The sequence below is a fragment of the Peterkaempfera griseoplana genome, assembly GCF_001418575.1.
In the GTDB taxonomy this organism is placed as follows: domain Bacteria; phylum Actinomycetota; class Actinomycetes; order Streptomycetales; family Streptomycetaceae; genus Peterkaempfera; species Peterkaempfera griseoplana.
Genome location: NZ_LIQR01000564.1, coordinates 11,869 through 16,677, shown reverse-complemented (window position 1 = coordinate 16,677; position 4,809 = coordinate 11,869). Strand labels below are relative to the sequence as shown.

Annotated in this window: 6 protein-coding genes; 4 read left to right on the top strand and 2 right to left on the bottom strand. The window is 73.2% G+C overall.

Translation table 11 applies throughout. The features are described from left to right. A partial coding sequence (locus AOK09_RS43800; RefSeq protein ID WP_169797095.1) for a DUF1508 domain-containing protein occupies positions 1-174 on the bottom strand: 174 nt, incomplete at its 3' end. A gap of 418 nt (positions 175-592) precedes the next feature. Here AOK09_RS43800 and AOK09_RS32740 point away from each other — a divergent pair. From AOK09_RS32740 to AOK09_RS32725, 4 genes are all read left to right on the top strand, one after another. After that, the gene (locus AOK09_RS32740; protein WP_055590852.1) at positions 593-1,039 is read left to right on the top strand and encodes a MarR family winged helix-turn-helix transcriptional regulator; all 447 of its coding nucleotides are present in this window, start codon (positions 593-595) and stop codon (positions 1,037-1,039) included. After that, positions 1,032-2,459, top strand: a complete 1,428-nt coding sequence (locus AOK09_RS32735; RefSeq protein WP_055590851.1) for an MFS transporter — start codon at positions 1,032-1,034, stop codon at positions 2,457-2,459. Before AOK09_RS32740 ends, AOK09_RS32735 begins: the two co-directional genes overlap by 8 nt. A 98-nt stretch (positions 2,460-2,557) precedes the next feature. Next, positions 2,558-3,115 carry a cysteine hydrolase family protein gene (locus AOK09_RS32730; protein ID WP_055590850.1) on the top strand — a complete coding sequence of 186 codons (558 nt, stop codon included), beginning with the start codon at positions 2,558-2,560 and terminating at the stop codon, positions 3,113-3,115. A 323-nt stretch (positions 3,116-3,438) separates the two neighbouring features. Continuing rightward, positions 3,439-4,188, top strand: coding sequence for a D-Ala-D-Ala carboxypeptidase family metallohydrolase (locus AOK09_RS32725; protein ID WP_055590849.1), 750 nt, complete (start codon positions 3,439-3,441; stop codon positions 4,186-4,188). 58 nt (positions 4,189-4,246) lie between these two features. Here the strand turns inward: AOK09_RS32725 and AOK09_RS41475 are convergent, their stop codons facing one another. Continuing rightward, positions 4,247-4,693 carry a helix-turn-helix domain-containing protein gene (locus AOK09_RS41475; RefSeq protein WP_055590848.1) on the bottom strand — a complete coding sequence of 149 codons (447 nt, stop codon included), beginning with the start codon at positions 4,691-4,693 and terminating at the stop codon, positions 4,247-4,249. Positions 4,694-4,809: the final 116 nt, after the last annotated feature.

The following is a 4,809-nucleotide window of genomic DNA, read 5'->3' as shown; positions in this document are numbered from 1 at the left end:
GACCCACCCCGCCCCCTCCTTCACATGGGTGATGCGGGCCAGCTGCTCGACGGCATCCCGGCGCAGCTCGCTCAGCGCCCGGTCCGCCTCCTCCGACGTACGGTACTCAGCGGCGGAGACGGCGACCGTACGACCGTTGGAGGCCTGTAACCGCCACTGGTAGTAGCCGGACACGGACCTCTCCACCGTGAGCCGTCCACTGCCCGTCGGCCTGCCCGCGCCCCTGCCCGACCCATTCACCGGCACCCCCTCGTCGCCTCGTCCGTGCGCCCTGAGCTCCGGCTCCGGCCCGGGCGCGCGACAAACCTACGTGCCCGCACGAAACCGAACAGAGCTGTGCGACTCGGGGCAGCGTTTGTTGGCCGGAAGGTTCTCTCTCGTTAAGGTTCTTTGCTCCTTTCGCCGGCGGACCGCGGCGTCCTCGTCGCCTCCCCCTCCCCGATGCCGGGAGCGGACCGGCTGCTCAGCCGGTGTCCCCCGGGTGCGGGGCCGCGGGGACGGGGCGCGGCCGACCGCGATGACGGTGAGCGACCAAGCAGAAGCTGTACAGGCAATCTGTACAGCTAAGGCTGTATACATTAGCGTGGCAGGCATGAGCGAGCACACCGGCCTGCCGCCCTCTGCGGTCCAGGCGTCACGCACGGTCCGTACGGTCATCAGTCGCCTGCGGCGACGCATCCTGCAGGCCTCGGAGGCCGAGGATCTGACCCTGGGTCAGGCATCCGTCCTGGCCCGCCTGTCCGACACCCCGGGCGTCACCGCCAGCGAGCTGGCCACCGCCGAAGGGGTACGGCACCAGTCGATGACGGCGGCCGTCGCATCGCTCGCCGCACGCGGGCTGGTGCAGCGGGACCCCGACCCGGACGACGGGCGGCGCCTGCTGATCACCCTGACCGCGGAGGGCCGCCGCCGGGTCGAGGAGGGGCGGCAGGCCCGGACGGAGTGGCTCGCCGTCCGGCTGCAGGAGCGATGCACCGAGGAGGAGCGCCAAGCGGTGATCGCCGCCATGGCCGTACTGGCGCGGCTGACCCATGACTGAGGCGAGGACGGACGCCGCACCGACGACGGACTCCCGGCCGGGCTTCGACCGGCGGCTGCTGCCGCCGATGATCCTGGGCTCGGTGCTGAACCCGATCAACTCGACGATCATCTCGGTCGCGCTGGTACCCATCGGCAGGGCCCTGGGCGCACCGGCCTCGCAGACCGCATGGCTGGTCTCCGCCCTCTACCTGGCCACCTCGCTCGGACAGCCGGTCATGGGCCGGCTCATCGACCTCTTCGGGCCCCGCAGGCTCTTCCTCCTCAGCACCGGCCTCGTCGGCGTCGCGGGCGTCGCCGGCACTCTGGCACCCGGCCTCGGCATGCTGATCGCGGCGCGCGTCCTGCTCGGTCTCGGCACCTGCGCCGGCTACCCGGCCGCGATGGCGCTGCTGCGCAGCGAGGCCGCGCGCACCGGACGGGACAGTCCCGGCGGGGTGCTGACCGCCCTGGCGGTCGCCAACCAGACCATCGCCGTCGTCGGCCCGCTGCTGGGCGGTCTGCTGATCGCCGTGGGCGGCTGGCGTGCCACCTTCGCCCTCAATGTGCCGCTGGCCGTCGCATCCGTGCTGCTGGGGCTGCTGCGGCTGCCCAAGCCGGCCGCCACCGCCCGGCCCCCGCGGCGCGGACACCTGGCCGCCCGGCTCGACCTGCCCGGCATGGGGCTGTTCGCCGCGACCCTCGTCTCGCTGCTGCTCTTCCTGATGAACCTGCATCCGCGCACCTGGTACCTGCTACTGGTCGCCGCCGCCGCGGGAACCGCGTTCACGGTACGGGAGCTGCGGGCCACCACCCCCTTCATCGACCTGCGGGTGCTCGGCGGCAACAGACCACTGCTGGCCACCTACGGACGCGCGCTCGTCGCCTACGTCGTCGCATACGCCTTCCTCTACGGCTTCAGCCAGTGGACCGAGGAGGGCCACGGGCTGACGCCCTTCCACGCCGGGCTGGTGCAGATACCCATGTTCCTCATGGCGATCGGTGTCTCCGTCGTCTCGGGGCGCCGCAGCGGCGTACGCGGCAAGCTGCTTCTCGGCGCGGCCGGACAGATCGCGGCCTGCCTGGTGCTGCTGACGCTCACGGGCAGGAGCCCCGTGTGGACGCTGGTCGGCGTCGCCCTGATCTTCGGCGTCCCGCAGGGGCTGAACAACCTCGCCCTGCAGAACTCCGTGTACTTCCAGGCCGACCCCGAGCGCACCGCCTCCTCCGCCGGGCTGCTGCGCACCTTCGCCTACATCGGCTCGATGGTCGCCTCCTCCGCGACCGCCGCGTCCTTCGGACAGCGCGCCGACACCGGCGGCATGCACCAGCTCGCCTGGGTCATGCTCGGCGCCGGAGTGCTCTACCTCCTGCTGACCCTCTTCGACCGCACCCTCGGACGGGCGACCGCGGCACCGGCCGACGCCCGGACGGCGAAGTAGAGCACCCGAACAGCGCGGCCCCGCGGCCCCGTTCGCGCCGCCCGCATCGCCCCGGGGCCGCAGCCCTGAGCCCCCGTCGAACCCCGAAAGGCACCACCGTGTCCCGCACCGCGCTGCTCCTCATGGACCTCCAGGCCGCCCACCTCGCCCGGATGCCCGCCGACTACCTGCCCCATGCGGTGCGGGCGCTCGGCACCGCCCGCGCCGCCGGCGTCCCGGTCATCCATGTGGCCCTCCGGCTGCGCCGCGGCCACACCGACGTCCACCCCCGCAACAGGACCTTCGGGGTCCTTCCGTCGCACCTCTTCACCGCCGACGACCCCGGTGCCGCCATCCACCCCGACGTCGCCCCCGCCGACGGCGAGACCGTCGTCCACAAGAACCGGGTCAGCGCCTTCGCCGGCAACGACCTCCGGCAGATCCTGGCCGCCCAGGACGTCGACCACCTGGTCCTGGCGGGCATCGCCACCGGAGGGATCGTCCTGTCCACCGCGCTGCAGGCCGCCGACCTCGACTACCGGATCACCGTCCTGTCCGACGCCTGCGCCGACCCCGACCCCGACCTGCACCACACCCTGGTCACCAAGGTCCTGGCGCGGCGCGGCGAGGTCACCACCGTCGACGCCTGGGGGCGGAGCCTCGGCGTCGCCGTCTGAGCACGGGCGGGCCGCCGGGCCGCGACCGCCGCGCGACGGCCACCAGGGCCGGGCCGCCGGGCGGCAGGCGGGCCCGGCCCGGCGCCGTCCCAGACGCGTCCCGGCGCCGCTGCGTCCTGCCAGGTCGGAGGTGTGCGCCCCGTTCCGCCTTCCCGAGTGCGGCCGGCGAGGGGTCACGACCGGGCGCCCGCTGCCACCCTGAGCTGCGCGCCGGTCCCCCGCCCGACGCGGGCGGAGCGGGTGGACGCGCACGTCGGCGGCTGCCGCCGCACAGATCGTGGAGCTTCCGCCGGCATACCTGGACCGTTGAGAAGGGGATCGCGATGACTACCTCCTTTCCGTCACCGAGCCGCCGTGCCGTGCTGCGCGGGGCGCTGGGGACCGGCGCCGCCCTGGTGCTGGGCCCGGTGCTGTCCGCCGGGGTCGCACAGGCCTACACGTGGTCGCGTACGCTGCAGCAGGGCGCCACCGGGGCGGACGTCACCGAGCTGCAGATCAGGGTCGCGGGCTGGGCGGCTGACAGTGCCGCCCAGACCCGGGTGTCGGTCGACGGCGACTTCGGGCCGGGCACCGCCGCCGCGGTACGCCGCTTCCAGGCCGCCTACGGCCTCTCCGTGGACGCGGTCGTCGGTCCCGCCACCCAGGCGCAGCTCAATGCGCTGCAGGACGCGGACGGCTCCACGGTGCACTTCGCCTGGAGCGAGTTCACCGACCGGGTGAGCGGCGACTTCTCGGGCGGGAAGCTCAGTGCCGCAGCCACCAAGGAGAACGTACGACGGCTGATGTACAAGCTGGAGGCGCTGCGCAAGAAGCTGGGCAACACAGCGATCACCGTCAACTCCGGCTTCCGGAGCATCTCCCACAACGCCGATGTCGGCGGGGCCAGCGACAGCATGCACCTGTACGGCACGGCGGCCGACCTGGACGTGCCCGGGGTGGCCAACCGGACCGTCTACCAGAAGGCGGAGACCAGTGGGTTCTCCGGCCTGGAGACCTACACCGCCGACCACCAGCATGTGGACAGCCGGGCCGACCTCGGCCGGGCGTGGTGGTGGGAGGACGGCACCGTCTGACCGCCGGTGAGGGTCGCGTCGGCCCGGCGGTCTGCGCTCCCGGCGGCCTGCGGACGGCTCAGTGCCGGCGCGGCCCCGCCGGGCGCCGGGCCCGCAGGAGGAGTCCGCCGACCGCCAGCGCCCCCGCGGCAGCCGCGGCGAATCCCGCATAGCGGGTGATCCGCACGGCGACTGCCTCTGTCCGCTGCTGCGGCCGCAGCTCCGGCCTCAGGGGTGCGGCGGCCGGAGCTGCGGCGGCGGGCGCCGGCGGGGTGTCACGGAAGGTGTCCGCCAGCGCCCACAGGCGGTGGAGCTCCCGGAGCTCCACCGCGCTGGCGCCGCAGACCTTGGCGAAGCTGTGGGCGACCCCGTAGTCCGCCGGAACGCTGTGTCCGGAGCAGTACCGGTGGAGGCTTGAGCCGCTGACGCCCGCCTGCTTCCCCAGCCGGTCGAAACCGTGGCCGCTGCGGTTCTTCAACATGCGCAGATATGCGGCGAACTGCTCGACGTGCGGAGAGACTGCCAATGGTCCACCCTCGCTCGGCCACTGCCAACTGACAAGAAGTTAGCACCGTGCCGTAAGGGCTGCGTGTAAAAAAGCACCGCTCCCGACATGAACAGATCACGTCCGGTCGCACCCGG